Below are 15366 nucleotides of genomic sequence, written 5' to 3'. Positions count from 1 at the left end.
GAGGAGGCGACGCCATGACCCCCAGCATCACTGACGGGCAGCAGATGACCGTTGAGGAATTCGAGCAGCGCGCCCGCACGGCCCCGGAAACCATGCGGTTGGAATTCATCAACGGAAAGCTCAAGGTCAAACCGGTGCCGGACAGCGACCACGACGACATCGCCATGTGGCTCGTAGAACAGTGCATGTGGCAGCGCCCCGAACTGTGGCTGTACCGGGAGCGCCGCCTGAAGGTCGAGAGCTACCGCAAAGGACGTGCCATCCCGGATGGCACCCTGGCCCCGCGTAAGCACTTCCGAGGGCAGGGCGAATGGGCCGAGCCGACGGGTGTGCTGATGGTGGTCGAGGTGACCTCGCACGACCGGGACACGGACCGGCGCGACCGCCAGGAGAAGCGCGACGCCTACGCCGAGGCCGATATCCCCGTCTACCTCCTGGTCGACCGCCAAGCGTCCACCCTGGTGGTTCACAGCGAGCCCCGGGACGGCCGGTACCGGAACCGGACGTCCCACCCGTACGGCGACACGGTCAAGCTCCCGGACCCGGTGGCCATCACCCTGCAAACAGAAGAGCTGCGGGACTACACCTACTGACTCCCGCCGACACCGCTGACAGGCAGCAGATGTTCGTAGAGGACTTCGAGCAGCTCTCCCGCACCTCCCCGGAGGCCGTGCGGCTGGAATTCATCAACGGAAGGCTGGAGGTCAAGCCGGGAAGGGACGGAGATCACGGAGCGATCGTCATGTGGCTCCTGGAGCAGTGCATGCAGCAGCGCGTCGACCTGCGGCTGTATCCCGAGCAGGGGTTGAAGGTCGAGAGTTACCGCTCCGGTCGTGCCCGACCCGATGGCGCTCTGGTGCCCCGGAACCACTTCGTTGGCCAAGGCGAGTGGGCCGAGCCCAAGGGTGTCCTGATGACCGCCGAGGTCACCTCGCACGACCGTGACACCGACCGCCGTGACGGCAGGGAGAAGCGCGATGGCTACGCCGCTGCCGGTATCCCCGTCTATCTGGTCCTTCGCCTCGTTGCGGCTGGCCGTGCCGAAGACCGTGACCAGGGTCGACAGCCCCAGCGAACCACCCACCTGCTGCATCGAGTTGAGCAGACCGGACGCCGCCCCCGACTCGCGCGCGGGGACGCCGGAACCTGCTCCAGCACACCAGCGGCCTCCACGCCGCCCCCGACTCGCGCGCGGGGACGCCGGAGACGGCCATCAGCGTCAGCGATACGAACTGCATGCCCATGCCCAGGCTGAAGACGAGCATCGGCCCCAGGATGCTGCCCGGATACGTGGAGTGGACATCGGTCAGGGTCAGCCAGCTCAGGCCGGTCGCGGCCAGGATCGCGCCGATCACCATGAACGGCTTCGGCCCGTACTTCGGCAGCAATTGGGAGGCGAGTCCGGCGCCGACCGCGATGACGGCGCTGACCGGAAGGAACGCCAGCCCGGCCCGCAACGGGCTGAATCCCAGCACGTTCTGGACGAACAGGGTGAGGAATGTGCGGGTGAGAAACGCTAAACCGGCTGAGCCTTCACCGGCTGCCCCAGCAGCATCGTCGGGGCGCCCGCCACCCGCGTGAGCAGAATCGTGCAGGAATTCGCGCCGTCGAGCTTGAGCTTCTTGCGGAGTTCCTCCGGCTCCACCGCCGAGCCGCGCTTCTTCACGGTCACGACGCCGACCTTCCGCTCGCGCAGCAGCGCCTTGAGCTTCTTCAGATTGAAGGGCAGCACGTCGGTGATCTCGTACGCCGACGCGTACGCCGTCCCCACCAGCCGGTCCGACGTCACATACGCGATCGTCTCGTCGATCAGGCCGCCGTCCACGTCCCGCGCGACGTCCGCGACCAGGTGCGCGCGGATGACCGCGCCGTCGGGCTCGTACAGATAGCGGCCCACGGGCCGCACGGCCGGGTCGGGCAGGCCCGCGCCCACCAGCGAGTGCGCGCCCGGCAGCAGCGTCGCCCGGTACGTGCCGGCCGCCGTGCCGAACCACAGCACGGCCTCCTTCACATCCCCGCCGTCCGAGATCCACTCGGCCTCGGCGTCGTCCGGCACGGCCTCGTGCGGGACACCGGGCGCGATCTTGAGTGCGGCGTGCGGGGTGCGGCGGGCGGCACCGACGGCCCAGGACAGCGGCGGGGAGTACGCCTCGGGGTCGAAGATCCGGCCGCGGCCGCCGCGCCTGGCCGGGTCGACGAAGACGGCGTCGTACGAGGAGGTGTCGATCTCCGCGACATCGGCGCAGCGCACCTCGATCAGCTCCGCCAGCCCCAGCGCCGCCGCGTTGGCGCGGGCGACCTCGCAGGTCAGCGGGTCGCGGTCGACGGCAAGGACGGAGACACCGGCGCGCGCCAGCGCGATCGCGTCGCCGCCGATGCCGCAGCACAGGTCCGCGAGGCGGCGCACCCCCAGCGCGGCGAAGCGGGCGGCGCGGTACTCGGCGACCGACTTCCGGGTGGACTGCTCGACGCCGTTCGGCGTGAAGAACATGCGGTACGCGTCCTCGGCACCGAACTTCGCGACCGCGCGCTGCCGCAGCCGCGCCTGGCCGAGGGCCGCGGACACCAGCTCGGCGGGGTACTCGCGGCGCAGCCGGGTCGCCGTGGCGAGCTCCTTCGCGGGGTCGTACTCCCGCAGCTCGTCGAGGAGCCGCCGGCCCTCGTCGGTGAGGAGGGCGGCGAAGGCGCCGGTGGCGTCGGTCGTCGGCGTGTTCGGTGCGGGCACGTGTCTCATTCTCGCCGACGCCGAGGAGCGAGGGGACGGGCCCGGCGTGTCCGCCCGGACCACGGCCACGGCTCCGGGCTCCTGACACGCTCAGGCGAACAGCTCGCCGAGCAACTCGGGGCCGATGGGGATGGGGGCGGGGCGGTAGGCGGGCGGGCGCGTGCCCATCAGCTCGCGCACCAGGAAGTCCCAGCAGCGCTTGCGGACGTAGGCGGTGGCGACCGGGGCGGAGGTGTCGAACTTCTGCATGGCGCTCTCCTTGCGACTCGTTGTTTCGAACGAGGGAAAAGCTACGTTGCATTCAAATATCCTTTAACGTTATCGTTGCGCACAATCGTCATTTATGCAGGTTACAGCCAGGAAATCGTTGCAACGGGTCTATGGATTAATGCAATGATGGCCATCTGTTCGTTGCAATGGATTGGAGGTGAACGCTATGCTGGAGGCTCCACGGACCACGAAGGAGACCGCGATGCCGGGAGGCAGGCTCACCCAGCAGGAACGCCAGCAGATCGCGCTGGGGCTGGCCGACGGCCTCGCCTACGCGGAGATCGCCAGACGTCTCGACCGCCCCACCTCGACGATCACGCGTGAGGTGACGCGCAACGGCGGCCCCACCGCCTACCGCGCCGAGCTGGCCCACCGCGCCACCGAACGCCGCGCCCAACGCCGAAGGCAGCCCGCACCCCGGGAGGCGCGGGCACCCGAGCAGGTCCACGGACGCGACGCCGGGGCCGTGCGGGAGTACGAGGAGACGTTCACCACCGTCCTCATGGCCTCGGGCGTGCCCAAGATGATGGCCCGGGTGCTGGCCTGTCTCACCCTCACCGACGCGGGCAGCCTCACCGCGTCCGAACTCGTCCATCGCCTTGAGGTCAGCCCGGCGTCCGTCTCCAAGGCGATCGCGTTCCTCGAAGGCCAGGGCCTCGTCCGCCGGGAACGCGACGAACGCCGCCGCGAGCGCTACGTGGTCGACGACGACGTCTGGTACCAGTCGATGATGGCCAGCGCCCGCGCCACCGCCCACCTCGTCGAGATCGCACGGCAGGGCGTCTCCGTCCTCGGCCGCGACACCCCGGCCGCCGCCCGCCTGGAGAACATCGCCCGCTTCGTCGACTTCGTCAGCGAGAGCATCGCCCGCGCCGCGGAGCAGGCCCGCGAGATCCTCCACACCGAACCCGAAAAGCCTTCGGACGGCACCGCCGCGTCGCATTCGGATCGCGGATAGAAGCAGCGGGGCCCGCCGAGCGGTCGCGTCGCCTCGCCCGCCGATCACCGTCTCGAACGCGTGCACAAGAATCGAGCGGGTGAGCTCGCCTATATCCGGCCTTCGGGTCGCCCTCCCCACGCTGTCCGCCGCCCTCCTCCTCGCCGGTCTGCTCTCGGGGTGCTCCGGCTCGTCGTCCGGCGCCTCCGGCTCGGACAAGGCGGGCCCCTCCGCCCGTACGAGCGGCCCGGCCGCCCCCGGCGCCTCCGCGACGCCCGACGACGCGTACCGCCGCTGGGGCCTGGACAAGCCGCTCGCCGCACCGCCGAAGCCGCCCGCGAAGAAGCTGACGGACGGGATGAAGGCGGGGGAGACGCCCAAGGTCATCCGGCGGGTGCCCACCCAGGACAAGGTCGTCTTCATCACCATCGACGACGGGGCCGAGAAGAACCCCGAGTTCGTGAAGATGGTCAAGGAGCTCAAGCTGCCGATCTCGATGTTCCTCACGGACGACATCGCCCGCGCGGGCCGCGGCTACGGCTACTTCGACCAGCTGAAGGCCGCCTCCGGGAACGGCGTCCACAACCACACGCTCTCCCACCCCAACCTGCGCACCCTGGGCCCCGACGCCCAGCGCCGCGAGATCTGCGGCCAGCAGGAGGCGCTGGAGAAGCGGTTCGGCACCCGGCCGCCGCTGTTCCGGCCGCCGTACGGCAACTACAACGACGCGACGCTGACCGCCGCGGCCGGCTGCGGGGTGAAGTCGGTCGTGCTGTGGGAGGCGACCATGCAGATCAACGACATGCGCTACGCCCAGGGCGACGGCCTGCGCCCCGGCGACATCGTCCTCGCCCACTTCCGCGGCCCCCAGGAACTCAAGGGCACGTCGATGACCCGGATGACGACGAACATGCTCCGCAGCATCCAGCGCCAGGGCTACACGGTGGCCCGCTTGGAGGACTACGTCTGAGAGCGGCGATCCGCCCGCCGCCGGGGATTCCGTATGACGATTCCCGCGGAGGGTTACGCCGCCCGGCGCGCGGGCAGATCCATTCCCGCGTCCTCTCCCCGCCCGAACGCGAAGCCGATCGGCCCTGACCGGCCGGTATGCCGCGTGCGGCCGCGGCGTGGGCGCCGCCGCGCCCGTACGACCGGCTCCCGCACGGGGAAACCCCGAGGGAACCGCGAGCCCGCCGCACGGCGAATTGGCACTCCGCTTGACCGAGTGCTAACCGCGTCATAGTCTCGGCTCCGTTGGCACTCTCCACCGGGGAGTGCCAGACACGGCGACGGGCAGCTCCGGCACCCGCGACGACGGATCCGACCTGGTCGCCACCTCAGACAGTTAACCCCGTGAGATCTCCGAAGGGGGAGGTCGGATCGTGACGACCGCCAGCTCCAAGGTTGCCATCAAGCCGCTCGAGGACCGCATTGTGGTCCAGCCGCTCGACGCCGAGCAGACCACGGCCTCTGGCCTGGTCATCCCGGACACCGCGAAGGAGAAGCCCCAGGAGGGCGTCGTCCTGGCCGTGGGCCCGGGCCGCTTCGAGGACGGCAACCGTCTTCCGCTCGACGTGACCGTCGGCGACGTCGTGCTCTACAGCAAGTACGGCGGTACCGAGGTGAAGTACAACGGCGAGGAGTACCTCGTCCTCTCGGCCCGCGACGTTCTCGCGATCGTCGAGAAGTAGCCGGGGGTCCGGGGTCGCTCCCCGGATCCGGTACTGCACCCAGCTGTTTTTGATCTGCGCCCCTGGTTCCCGCGTCTAAACAACCGGGCGCCCGGGGCGCAGTTCGTTTGAGAGGACTTGAAGCAACTCATGGCGAAGATCCTGAAGTTCGATGAGGACGCCCGTCGCGCCCTCGAGCGCGGCGTCAACAAGCTGGCCGACACGGTCAAGGTGACGATCGGCCCCAAGGGCCGCAACGTCGTCATCGACAAGAAGTTCGGCGCTCCGACCATCACCAACGACGGTGTCACCATCGCGCGCGAGGTCGAGCTCGACGACCCGTACGAGAACCTTGGTGCCCAGCTCGTCAAGGAGGTGGCGACCAAGACCAACGACATCGCGGGTGACGGCACCACCACCGCCACCGTGCTGGCCCAGGCGCTGGTCCGCGAGGGCCTGCGCAACGTCGCCGCCGGCGCCTCCCCGGCCGCCCTGAAGAAGGGCATCGACGCCGCGGTCAAGGCCGTCTCCGACGAGCTGCTCGCCACCGCGCGCCCGATCGACGACAAGTCCGACATCGCCGCCGTGGCCGCGCTGTCCGCCCAGGACAAGCAGGTCGGCGAGCTCATCGCCGAGGCGATGGACAAGGTCGGCAAGGACGGTGTCATCACCGTCGAGGAGTCCAACACCTTCGGCCTGGAGCTCGACTTCACCGAGGGCATGGCCTTCGACAAGGGCTACCTGTCGCCGTACATGGTCACCGACCAGGAGCGTATGGAGGCCGTCCTCGACGACCCGTACATCCTGATCCACCAGGGCAAGATCGCCTCGATCCAGGACCTGCTGCCCCTGCTGGAGAAGATCATCCAGGGTGGCGCCAGCAAGCCGCTGCTGATCATCGCCGAGGACGTCGAGGGCGAGGCGCTCTCCACCCTCGTCGTCAACAAGATCCGTGGCACCTTCAACGCCGTCGCCGTCAAGGCGCCCGGCTTCGGTGACCGCCGCAAGGCGATGCTCGGCGACATGGCCACCCTCACCGGTGCCACCGTCATCGCCGAGGAGGTCGGCCTCAAGCTCGACCAGGCCGGTCTGGACGTGCTGGGCACCGCCCGCCGCGTGACGATCACCAAGGACGACACGGTCATCGTCGACGGTGGCGGCAGCCACGAGGACGTCCTCGGCCGCGTCAACCAGATCAAGGCCGAGATCGAGTCCACGGACTCGGACTGGGACCGCGAGAAGCTCCAGGAGCGCCTCGCCAAGCTCGCCGGTGGCGTCTGCGTCATCCGTGTGGGTGCGGCCACCGAGGTCGAGCTCAAGGAGAAGAAGCACCGTCTGGAGGACGCCATCTCCGCGACCCGCGCCGCGGTCGAGGAGGGCATCGTCTCCGGTGGTGGCTCCGCGCTCGTCCACGCCGTCAAGGTGCTGGAGGGCGGCCTGGGCAAGACCGGCGACGAGGCCACCGGTGTCGCCGTGGTCCGCCGCGCCGCCGTCGAGCCGCTGCGCTGGATCGCCGAGAACGCCGGCCTGGAGGGCTACGTCATCACCTCCAAGGTCGCCGAGCTCGACAAGGGCCAGGGCTTCAACGCCGCGACCGGCGAGTACGGCGACCTGGTGAAGGCCGGCGTCATCGACCCGGTCAAGGTCACCCGCTCCGCGCTGGAGAACGCCGCGTCCATCGCGTCGCTGCTGCTCACGACCGAGACCCTGGTCGTCGAGAAGCCGGCCGACGAGGAGCCCGAGGCCGGCCACGGCCACGGTCACTCCCACTAGGCGCTGACGCCGCACGACCGAGGCCCGGCACCCCTTCGGGGGCGCCGGGCCTCGGCGTTCTTCCTGCCGCCTACTTCGGTCCGTACTTGCGGCCCGTCGAGGACGACGCCCGGGACACCGCGCCGCGCGGGGCCAGCCGCATCAGACCGGTGATGGCCTTGTACCGCGGGTCCGGAATGGACAGCGACTTGCCCTGGCCCAGGTCGCGCAGCGCCGCGGCGACCACCTTGTCGGCGTCCAGCCACAGCCAGTTCGGGACGTTGTCCGTCCCCATCCCGGCCCGCTCGTGGAACTCCGTCCGTACGAAGCCGGGGCACAGCGCCATCAGCCGCACCCCACTGCCCGCGAGGTCCCGCGCCACGCCCTGCGTGAACTGCACGACCCACGACTTGCTCGCCCCGTACGTGCCCCGCGCGGTGAACGCGGCCACCGACGCCACGTTGACGACGGCGCCCCGGTGGCGCTCCCGCATCGTCTCGGCCGCCGCCGACGTCAGGCGCAGCACCGCCTCGCAGTGCACCTTGAGCATCTTCAGCTCGTCGGCGAGCGGCACCTCCAGATAGGCGCCCTTGTTGCCGAAACCGGCGTTGTTGACCAGCAGATGCACCGGGCGCGCGGTGTCCCGGAGCCGGGCCTCCACGGCCTCGATGCCCTTGTCCTCGGAGAGGTCCGCGCTGAGAACCTCCACCTCCACGCCATGGCGGTCGTGCAGCTCGGTCGCCTGCTCGCTCAGCCGCTCCTCGTTCCGGGCGACGAGCACGAGGTCGTGGCCGTCACCGGCGAGACGGCGGGCGAACGCGGCGCCGATTCCGGCGGTTGCTCCTGTGATCAATACAGTCGTCATACCGGCACGGTAGGGCGTGGGGGGTGCCGGTGGGGATGGCGCGTGGGTTTTGGGTGATCTTCAGGCCAGGGGGTGGCTCGCGCGGGAGGCCTTTTCCATCAGCCAAAACCTTGGCGGTGGGGGTGCGGGGGCTGGTGGCGGCCCATCGGTCACGGGATCACCCGCACGAGCTGTTCCTTCCCAGGGGAAAGCCCAAAGCCGTTCCGCCACGTTTCCGGCGCGCTCCAAGACTCGCTTATGCTCAAGACATGATCGAGGCACGTCACCTAAGAGTGCTGCGAGCCGTCGCGACCACCCGTTCCTTCTCCGCCGCCGCCCGCGAGCTCGGCTGCACCCAGCCCGCCGTCAGTCAGCAGATGAAGGCCCTGGAGCAGTCCACCGGCACGCCGCTGCTGATCCGTACGGGCCGCGAGATGCGGCTCACCCAGGCCGGCGAGGCCCTCGTGCGGCACGCGTCCGGGATCCTGGCGGGGCTGACCGCCGCCGAGGAGGAGGTCGCGGCGATCGCCGGGCTGCGGGCGGGGCGGGTGCGAGTGGTGTCCTTCCCCAGCGGCAGCTCCACGCTGGTGCCCGGCGCGCTCGCGGCGATGCGCTCGGCACATCCCGGCACGCGCGTGTCCCTGGTGGAGGCCGAGCCGCCGCGGTCGGTGGCGATGCTGCGCGACGGCGACTGCGAGATCGCGCTGGCCTTCCGTTACCCGGAGGTGCGCGGCGCGGACCCCGCCGCCGGGCCCGAGTGGGACGACCTGGTCGTACGGCCGCTGCTGACCGACCGGCTCATCGGCGTGGTGCCGGAGGGGCACCCGCTGGCGGGGGCGGAGCGGATCAGGATGACGGAGCTGGCCGACGAGCCGTGGATCGCGGGCTGTCCGCGCTGTCGGCGGCATCTCGTCGAGGTCTGCGAGAGCGCGGGCTTCACGCCCCGGATCGACTTCGCCACCGATGACTATCCGTCGGTGTTCGGGCTGGTCGGGGCCGGGCTCGGGGTCGCGGTGATGCCCGAGCTGGCGCTGGAGTCCGTACGCCCCAAGGGCGCCCGGATCGTTCCCGTCGAGCCCGTGGTGCAGCGCGAGATCGTGGCGCTCACCCTTCCCGACCTGGCCCGCGTGCCGGCTGTCGCGGCGATGCTGGACCACCTCGCGGCGGCGGCCGCACGGTAGCCGCCGGGCGGCATCGGGGGTCCCGGTGTGCGCCGGAACGTTTCCGCGCCAAGTGTCTGCCTCAGGGTCTACGCGTTCGCGCTCACCGCGATGACCCGGTGTCGCGCGCGGCCCATCAGCTCCTCGCGCTCGTCCTCGGTCAGGCCGCCCCACACGCCGTAGGGCTCCCGCACGGCCAGCGCGTGAGCCGCGCACTCGGCGCGTACCGGACAGCGCATGCACACCTCCTTGGCCGAGGTCTCACGGGCGCTGCGGGCAGCGCCGCGTTCGCCCTCGGGATGAAAGAACAGGGAGCTGTCGACCCCGCGGCAGGCGGCCAGGAGCTGCCAGTCCCACAGGTCGGCGTTGGGACCGGGAAGTCGGGAGAAATCTGCCATTGCTATCCCCTCGAAGCGATCCGCCGGGGCGATCCCGCCGGAGGATCCGGCGGGTGGGGACCCGGCATGAGCGATCTGATGCGGACGCACTACCTCTGCCCTTACATCCGCCCGAGACGCGGATGTAAATATGACTGATTGCGAATCTAGTCATAGACGGCAGCAAATGGGAAGAAAGACTGCGCTGCATGGGCAAATGGGGCACAGCTTGTGCGCCGGGAAGGGCGCCCCCAATGCGCCCTGCTCCGTGTCCGCGCCCTCACGTAGAGTGCCGAAGGTGGCCGACCGACCCCGTAACTCTTTCGGGTGACCGTCGTTGAGAGGGCGAGGCGGTTGACGGATGAAGCAGTCGGGCAGATGTCCGAACTCGCCTGAGAGTCGTCGATCGCACAGGTGACGATCAGTACCAGCCTGGAGGCTCAAGGTGACGCGCATCAGCTGCGGAGGACGGTCATGACATCCGTCCTCGTCTGCGACGATTCCCCGCTTGCCCGAGAGGCGCTCCGCCGTGCGGTGGCGACCGTGCCCGGCGTCGAGCGTGTGACGACGGCGGCCAACGGCGAGGAAGTCCTCCGCCGCTGGGGCGCCGATCGTTCGGACCTCATTCTGATGGACGTACGGATGCCCGGACTCGGCGGTGTGGAGACGGTGCGCCGGCTGCTCTCCGCGGACCCCGGCGCCCGCATCATCATGCTCACGGTCGCCGAGGACCTCGACGGCGTCGCGCTCGCGGTCGCCGCCGGGGCGCGGGGGTATCTGCACAAGGACGCCTCGCGCGCCGAGCTGCGGGCCACCGTGACGCAGGCGCTCGCCGACCCGACGTGGCGGCTCGCGCCGCGGCGGCTGCGCTCGGCGGAGATGGGGGCCGCGCCCACCCTCACCGCGCGCGAGATCCAAGTGCTCGAAGGAATGAGCCACGGCCGCTCCAACGCCGAGATCGGCCGGGAGCTGTTCCTCTCCGAGGACACCGTGAAGACCCACGCCCGGCGCCTCTTCAAGAAGTTGGGCGCCTCGGACCGGGCGCACGCCGTGGCGCTCGGTTTCCGCTGGGGCCTGGTCCGCTGAGCCTGGCGTGGCGCGCAGCGTCGTGAGGTCACGGTGCGCGCCGCCCGGCCAGGCAGCGCCCACCGGGCCTCACCGCGTCGGCGTCCGACGCCGAAACTCCGAGGGATGCCGCATCCTTGGAGTGTGACCCTTCCCCGGCGGAGGCCGAAGCTTCTCGCTCGGCCAGACGAGACCTCATGACGGACGAGCCCTGCCCGCTGCCTCCTGGCACGGGCACAAGCTATCGGTGGAGTCGTGAGAGCCGGGGCGGGTATACCCGAAAGGGGGAGACGCGAGACGTGGGTACGAGGACACCGGCGCGTAACGGTTCGACGCACGACTTCGAAGGCGGTGCCGTGGATCGCATGGCGTCAAGGCACCATGGACCGATGCGCGACGACGACACGACGAGGTCCCCGGCGGCCCCCGCCGCCCCGGGGGAGATCGGCGCACTCGTCTCTCGCGCGGTGGAGGGGGACCGGCGGGCCACCCATGACCTGCTCGCCCGGGTGCACCCCCTGGCGCTGCGGTATTGCCGCACCCGGCTGTCCCGGCTGCCGGGGGACGCCCGGCATTTCGTGGACGACCTGGCGCAGGAGGTCTGCCTGGCGGTGCTGTGCGCCCTGCCGCGCTACCGCGACACCGGGCGGCCCTTCGAGGCGTTCGTCGTGGCCATCGCCGCGCACAAGGTCGCCGATCTCCAGCGGGCCGCCATGCGCCACCCGGGCAGCACGGCCGTGCCCTCGGACGAGATGCCCGAGCAGCCCGACGACTCCCTGGGACCGGAGGAGCGGGCGCTGCTGAGCAGCGACGCCGAGTGGGCCAAGAAACTCCTGGCCAACCTCCCGGAGAACCAGCGCGAGCTGGTCCTGCTGCGGGTCGCCATCGGCATGACCGCCGAGGAGACCGGCCAGATGCTGGGCATGTCACCGGGCGCGGTGCGGGTCGCCCAGCACCGGGCACTGAGCCGGCTCCGGGCGCTCGCGGAGCAATAACAGCAGCCGAATTGGTGCGAACCTCCAAGTGACGCGGGACTCAGTCATCGTGGAATGGACCACGTGTCACGGCCGTTAGCATGGGAGTCCGCGCTGGGGCAAGACCATTGGGAAGGTGTCATGACTGACAACGTCGACGGAATGCCCGGGAAATTCGCGATGCTCGGTCTGACATATGACGACGTCCTGCTGCTGCCGGGCGCCTCCGAGGTCCTGCCGAACGGCGTCGACACCTCCTCCCGGGTCTCGCGCAACGTACGGGTGAACATCCCGCTGCTGTCCGCCGCCATGGACAAGGTCACCGAGGCGCGCATGGCCATCGCCATGGCCCGTCAGGGCGGCGCCGGCGTGCTGCACCGCAATCTCTCCATCGAGGACCAGGCCAACCAGGTCGACCTGGTCAAGCGCTCCGAGTCGGGCATGGTCACCGACCCGATCACGGTCCGCCCGGACGCCACGCTCGCCGAGGCCGACGCGCTCTGCGCGAAGTTCCGCATCAGCGGTGTGCCGGTCACCGACCCTGCGGGCAAGCTGCTGGGCATCGTCACCAACCGCGACATGGCCTTCGAGCTGGACCGCAGCCGTCAGGTGCGTGAGGTCATGACCCCGATGCCGCTGGTGACGGGCAAGGTCGGGATCTCCGGCGAGGACGCGATCGAGCTGCTGCGCCGGCACAAGATCGAGAAGCTGCCGCTGGTCGACGACGCCGGTGTCCTCAAGGGCCTCATCACGGTCAAGGACTTCGTCAAGGCCGAGAAGTACCCCAACGCCGCGAAGGACTCCGAGGGCCGGCTGGTCGTCGGTGCCGCCGTGGGCGTCGGTGACGAGGCCTACGAGCGCGCTCAGGCCCTCGTCGAGGCCGGTGCGGACTTCCTGGTCATCGACAGCGCCCACGGCCACAGCCGCGGCATCCTCGACATGATCGCCAAGGTCAAGTCCAACATCAACGTCGACATCGTCGGCGGCAACGTCGCCACCCGCGACGGCGCCCAGGCGCTGATCGACGCCGGCGTGGACGGCGTCAAGGTCGGCGTCGGCCCGGGCTCGATCTGCACCACCCGCGTCGTCGCCGGCATCGGCGTCCCGCAGGTCACCGCGATCTACGAGGCCGCCCGCGCCTGCCACGCGGCCGGTGTGCCGCTGATCGGCGACGGCGGTCTGCAGTACTCCGGCGACATCGCCAAGGCGATCGCGGCCGGCGCGGACACGGTGATGCTCGGCTCGCTGCTCGCGGGCTGCGAGGAGTCGCCGGGCGAGATGGTCTTCATCAACGGCAAGCAGTTCAAGTCCTACCGGGGCATGGGCTCGCTGGGCGCGATGCAGTCGCGCGGCCAGGCCCGCTCGTACTCCAAGGACCGCTACTTCCAGGACAACGTCCTCTCCGAGGACAAGCTCGTCCCCGAGGGCATCGAGGGCCAGGTCCCCTACCGCGGCCCGCTGTCCTCCGTCGCCCACCAGCTCATCGGCGGCCTGCGCGCCTCCATGGGCTACGTCGGCTCGGCGAACGTCCAGGAGCTCAAGGACAAGGGCACCTTCGTCCGCATCACGTCGGCGGGCCTCAAGGAGAGCCACCCGCACGACATCCAGATGACGACCGAGGCGCCGAACTACTCCCGTCGGTAGTAGACGGCGGTAGACCCGCGTTTCCACGGAGCCCGCGACCGTCAGGCCGCGGGCTCCGCCGCGTCGGGGATACTGGAACGCGGCAGACGAAGAAGGAAAGGCCACAAACGTGACTGAGATCGAGATCGGGCGCGGCAAGCGCGGCCGCCGGGCGTACGCATTCGACGACATCGCCGTCGTCCCGAGTCGCCGTACGCGCGACCCGAAGGAGGTCTCGATCGCCTGGCAGATCGACGCCTACCGCTTCGAGCTGCCGTTCCTGGCCGCCCCGATGGACTCCGTGGTCTCGCCCGAGACCGCCATCCGCATCGGTGAGCTGGGCGGGCTGGGCGTGCTCAACCTCGAGGGTCTGTGGACCCGCTACGAGGACCCGGAGCCGCTGCTCGCGGAGATCGCCGAGCTGGACGGGACCGCGGCCACCAAGCGCCTCCAGGAGATCTACGAGGCTCCGATCAAGGAGGAGCTGATCGGGCAGCGCATCAAGGAGGTCCGCGACTCCGGTGTCGTGACCGCCGCCGCGCTCTCCCCGCAGCGCACCGCGCAGTTCTCCAAGGCCGTCGTGGACGCCGGCGTCGACATCTTCGTGATCCGCGGCACCACCGTCTCCGCCGAGCACGTCTCCGGCGCGGCCGAGCCGCTGAACCTCAAGCAGTTCATCTACGAGCTCGACGTGCCGGTCATCGTCGGCGGCTGCGCGACCTACACGGCCGCCCTGCACCTGATGCGCACCGGCGCGGCGGGCGTCCTCGTCGGCTTCGGCGGCGGCGCCGCCCACACCACCCGTAACGTCCTGGGCATCCAGGTCCCGATGGCGACCGCGGTCGCCGACGTGGCCGCCGCCCGCCGGGACTACATGGACGAGTCCGGTGGCCGCTACGTCCACGTCATCGCCGACGGCGGCGTGGGCTGGTCCGGCGACCTGCCGAAGGCCATCGCCTGCGGCGCGGACGCCGTGATGATGGGCTCGCCGCTCGCCCGCGCCACCGACGCGCCGGGCCGCGGCTTCCACTGGGGCATGGAGGCCGTCCACGAGGACGTGCCGCGCGGCAAGCGCATGAACCTGGGCACGGTCGGCTCCACCGAGGAGATCCTCACCGGTCCCTCGCACACCCCCGACGGGTCGATGAACATGTTCGGCGCGCTGCGCCGGGCCATGGCCACCACGGGCTACAGCGACCTCAAGGAGTTCCAGCGGGTCGAGGTGACGGTCGCGCCGTCGCAGCACGACAACCGCTGAGCCACCGGCCGACGCGAAGGGCCCGGACCGCTTCGGCGGTCCGGGCCCTTCGGCGTGCGCGGGGCGGGGCCGGTCAGCCGGCGAGCTTGCGGGCGGCGCTGACGGCACCCGCGGCGCCGAGCACGAAGAAGACCGCGTCGATCGGCTCCAGGTACTCCTTCCACGCCTCGTTCAGGTCGTCGAAGTGCTCCAGGAGCACCTCGGTGACCGGGATGCGGGCGAGGTCGCTCAGCTCCAGGGCGATGCCGAAGATCTGGCCGAGGTATACGCCGAGCAGCCCGAGCAGCGCGCCGACGACCGGCAGGGCGGGGTTGCGGCCGCCGAACTTGCCGAGGGCCGCGCCGATGAGGGCGCCGGTGCCGGCGGCGAGGTAACCGATCTGGCCGCCGTCGGACGCCTTGAGGATGCCGCCGTAGATCGCCGAGCCGACCAGCATGGCCACGACGCCGAGGACGACGGCGAGGCCCGCGTTGCCCTGGCGGACCGGGGCGGGCGGGGGCGGATAGCCGCCGGGCGCGCCGTACGGCTGCTGGGGCTGCTGCCCGTAGAAGGGCTGCTGGGGCTGGGGCGGCTGCTGGCCGTACGGGTTCGGCTGCTGCGGCGGCTGCTGCCAGGGCTGGCTCATGGTGTGGGTTCCCCCGAAGAAGAGCGAATGCGATGTGCTGCGAACGCTGGATGTGTGAACGCCGGGTTGCATACTCGGCGTAAAGC

The 15366-nt window shown here is 70.4% G+C and carries 16 protein-coding genes and 1 pseudogene; 11 read left to right on the top strand and 6 right to left on the bottom strand.

Features of this window, described 5'->3' with window-relative positions:
• The first annotated feature begins 14 nt into the window (after window positions 1–14).
• Window positions 15–593, top strand: coding sequence for a Uma2 family endonuclease (locus ACZ303_RS08780; protein WP_467336535.1), 579 nt, complete (start codon window positions 15–17; stop codon window positions 591–593).
• On the top strand, window positions 590–1255 hold the full coding sequence (locus tag ACZ303_RS08775; RefSeq protein WP_467336705.1) for a Uma2 family endonuclease: 666 nt from the start codon (window positions 590–592) through the stop codon (window positions 1253–1255). Before ACZ303_RS08780 ends, ACZ303_RS08775 begins: the two co-directional genes overlap by 4 nt.
• Here ACZ303_RS08775 and ACZ303_RS08770 read toward each other — a convergent pair.
• The 3 genes and pseudogenes from ACZ303_RS08770 to ACZ303_RS08760 all read right to left on the bottom strand — a co-directional run.
• Window positions 1233–1475, bottom strand: a pseudogene (locus tag ACZ303_RS08770) (MFS transporter); the annotation flags it as partial. The gene ACZ303_RS08775 and the pseudogene ACZ303_RS08770 sit on opposite strands and share 23 nt — an antisense overlap.
• Before the next feature lie 41 nt (window positions 1476–1516).
• On the bottom strand, window positions 1517–2725 hold the full coding sequence (locus ACZ303_RS08765) for a THUMP-like domain-containing protein (RefSeq protein WP_467336533.1): 1209 nt from the start codon (window positions 2723–2725) through the stop codon (window positions 1517–1519).
• Between the two features lie 90 nt (window positions 2726–2815).
• On the bottom strand, window positions 2816–2974 hold the full coding sequence (locus tag ACZ303_RS08760) for a hypothetical protein (protein WP_467336531.1): 159 nt from the start codon (window positions 2972–2974) through the stop codon (window positions 2816–2818).
• 223 nt (window positions 2975–3197) lie between these two features.
• On the opposite strand from ACZ303_RS08760, the gene ACZ303_RS08755 reads away from it, so the two are divergent.
• The 4 genes from ACZ303_RS08755 (at window position 3198) to groL (ending at window position 7375) form a co-directional block, all read left to right on the top strand.
• Window positions 3198–3953: a GbsR/MarR family transcriptional regulator gene (locus tag ACZ303_RS08755; protein ID WP_467336529.1), complete on the top strand. Its 756-nt coding sequence runs from the start codon at window positions 3198–3200 to the stop codon at window positions 3951–3953.
• A 79-nt stretch (window positions 3954–4032) separates the two neighbouring features.
• A complete protein-coding gene (locus ACZ303_RS08750; protein WP_467336527.1) occupies window positions 4033–4902 on the top strand; it encodes a polysaccharide deacetylase family protein in 870 nt (289 codons plus the stop codon).
• Between the two features lie 412 nt (window positions 4903–5314).
• The gene (gene groES, locus ACZ303_RS08745; protein WP_010986397.1) at window positions 5315–5623 is read left to right on the top strand and encodes a co-chaperone GroES; all 309 of its coding nucleotides are present in this window, start codon (window positions 5315–5317) and stop codon (window positions 5621–5623) included.
• A 129-nt stretch (window positions 5624–5752) separates the two neighbouring features.
• The gene (gene groL / locus ACZ303_RS08740; RefSeq protein ID WP_467336525.1) at window positions 5753–7375 is read left to right on the top strand and encodes a chaperonin GroEL; all 1623 of its coding nucleotides are present in this window, start codon (window positions 5753–5755) and stop codon (window positions 7373–7375) included.
• Between the two features lie 70 nt (window positions 7376–7445).
• Here groL and ACZ303_RS08735 read toward each other — a convergent pair whose 3' ends face one another.
• Complete coding sequence (locus ACZ303_RS08735) at window positions 7446–8219, bottom strand: SDR family NAD(P)-dependent oxidoreductase (protein WP_467336523.1); 774 nt, start codon at window positions 8217–8219, stop codon at window positions 7446–7448.
• A gap of 248 nt (window positions 8220–8467) precedes the next feature.
• Between ACZ303_RS08735 and ACZ303_RS08730 the strand changes: the two genes are divergently transcribed.
• The gene (locus ACZ303_RS08730; RefSeq protein ID WP_467336522.1) at window positions 8468–9379 is read left to right on the top strand and encodes a LysR family transcriptional regulator; all 912 of its coding nucleotides are present in this window, start codon (window positions 8468–8470) and stop codon (window positions 9377–9379) included.
• Window positions 9380–9447: 68 nt separating this feature from the next.
• On the opposite strand, the gene ACZ303_RS08725 is transcribed toward ACZ303_RS08730, so the two are convergent.
• Window positions 9448–9756: a WhiB family transcriptional regulator gene (locus ACZ303_RS08725; RefSeq protein WP_467336520.1), complete on the bottom strand. Its 309-nt coding sequence runs from the start codon at window positions 9754–9756 to the stop codon at window positions 9448–9450.
• 453 nt (window positions 9757–10209) lie between these two features.
• On the opposite strand from ACZ303_RS08725, the gene ACZ303_RS08720 reads away from it, so the two are divergent.
• The 4 genes from ACZ303_RS08720 (at window position 10210) to ACZ303_RS08705 (ending at window position 14655) form a co-directional block, all read left to right on the top strand.
• A complete protein-coding gene (locus tag ACZ303_RS08720; RefSeq protein ID WP_003948568.1) occupies window positions 10210–10821 on the top strand; it encodes a response regulator transcription factor in 612 nt (203 codons plus the stop codon).
• A 368-nt stretch (window positions 10822–11189) separates the two neighbouring features.
• Complete coding sequence (locus ACZ303_RS08715) at window positions 11190–11795, top strand: sigma-70 family RNA polymerase sigma factor (RefSeq protein ID WP_467336518.1); 606 nt, start codon at window positions 11190–11192, stop codon at window positions 11793–11795.
• 120 nt (window positions 11796–11915) lie between these two features.
• Window positions 11916–13418 (top strand): IMP dehydrogenase, encoded by a 1503-nt coding sequence (gene guaB / locus ACZ303_RS08710; protein ID WP_467336516.1) that lies wholly within the window; start codon window positions 11916–11918, stop codon window positions 13416–13418.
• Between the two features lie 109 nt (window positions 13419–13527).
• Window positions 13528–14655: a GuaB3 family IMP dehydrogenase-related protein gene (locus ACZ303_RS08705; RefSeq protein WP_467336514.1), complete on the top strand. Its 1128-nt coding sequence runs from the start codon at window positions 13528–13530 to the stop codon at window positions 14653–14655.
• Window positions 14656–14728: 73 nt separating this feature from the next.
• Here the strand turns inward: ACZ303_RS08705 and ACZ303_RS08700 are convergent, their stop codons facing one another.
• Complete coding sequence (locus ACZ303_RS08700; protein ID WP_467336512.1) at window positions 14729–15280, bottom strand: hypothetical protein; 552 nt, start codon at window positions 15278–15280, stop codon at window positions 14729–14731.
• Window positions 15281–15366 lie beyond the last annotated feature (86 nt).

It is taken from the genome of Streptomyces sp. NPDC023527 (assembly GCF_055560115.1).
Note: the sequence above shows the minus strand (reverse complement) of the source record. Positions and strands in the feature narration are given on the sequence as shown.

Coding starts and splice junctions, on each gene's coding strand:
- ACZ303_RS08780 (WP_467336535.1), top strand. CDS start 15: ATGACCCCCAGCATCACTGACGGGCAGCAGATGACCGTTGAGGAATTC.
- ACZ303_RS08760 (WP_467336531.1), bottom strand. CDS start 2,974: ATGCAGAAGTTCGACACCTCCGCCCCGGTCGCCACCGCCTACGTCCGC.
- ACZ303_RS08755 (WP_467336529.1), top strand. CDS start 3,198: ATGCCGGGAGGCAGGCTCACCCAGCAGGAACGCCAGCAGATCGCGCTG.
- groL (WP_467336525.1), top strand. CDS start 5,753: ATGGCGAAGATCCTGAAGTTCGATGAGGACGCCCGTCGCGCCCTCGAG.
- ACZ303_RS08735 (WP_467336523.1), bottom strand. CDS start 8,219: ATGACGACTGTATTGATCACAGGAGCAACCGCCGGAATCGGCGCCGCG.
- ACZ303_RS08730 (WP_467336522.1), top strand. CDS start 8,468: ATGATCGAGGCACGTCACCTAAGAGTGCTGCGAGCCGTCGCGACCACC.
- ACZ303_RS08725 (WP_467336520.1), bottom strand. CDS start 9,756: ATGGCAGATTTCTCCCGACTTCCCGGTCCCAACGCCGACCTGTGGGAC.
- ACZ303_RS08720 (WP_003948568.1), top strand. CDS start 10,210: ATGACATCCGTCCTCGTCTGCGACGATTCCCCGCTTGCCCGAGAGGCG.
- ACZ303_RS08715 (WP_467336518.1), top strand. CDS start 11,190: ATGCGCGACGACGACACGACGAGGTCCCCGGCGGCCCCCGCCGCCCCG.
- guaB (WP_467336516.1), top strand. CDS start 11,916: ATGACTGACAACGTCGACGGAATGCCCGGGAAATTCGCGATGCTCGGT.
- ACZ303_RS08700 (WP_467336512.1), bottom strand. CDS start 15,280: ATGAGCCAGCCCTGGCAGCAGCCGCCGCAGCAGCCGAACCCGTACGGC.